Source organism: Arcobacter sp. CECT 8989 (assembly GCF_004116715.1).
GTDB lineage: Bacteria > Campylobacterota > Campylobacteria > Campylobacterales > Arcobacteraceae > Halarcobacter.
This window is the reverse complement of sequence record NZ_PDKE01000084.1, coordinates 1-423: the sequence shown is the minus strand read 5'-3', so window position 1 is coordinate 423 and position 423 is coordinate 1. Positions and strand designations below refer to the sequence as shown.

The window sequence follows — 423 nt, the reverse complement described above, 5'->3', positions numbered from 1 at the left end:
GTAATAATTCTTATGCTCATTTACCAAAGATGTAAAAAGAGATGGGGTGCTCGCCTGCCCAAACTGGCGACCATTTTTTATTAAATCCATGTTGACAATCCTAAATTCAAATCACCTGACTTTTCATATCTATCTTGATATGTCGATTTATTATAATTATCTTCAATATCACAAGCTGTTACTAAAAAACTGCTGTTTCTATTTAGTTTTTCAATGATTACAACATAATCATGCGATTTTGCCCAAATATACAAACGAAGTTTTCCTCTATTTTGACCTTCTGTCTCTCTATAAAAAAAAGCAAATATATTTTCTTCAATTTTATTAAAATTTTGTATTAGATATTTTATCCATCTTATTCTTTTTGCACGATTTTTATCAAATTTTCTTATTTTTTTTGTTTGCCAAGTTCTTCCTCTGGGA

Annotated in this window: 1 pseudogene; it reads right to left on the bottom strand. The window is 28.6% G+C overall.

Annotated elements, in window-relative coordinates:
- Positions 1–80: 80 nt before the first annotated feature.
- Positions 81–423, bottom strand: a pseudogene (locus tag CRV02_RS14920) (hypothetical protein); the annotation flags it as partial.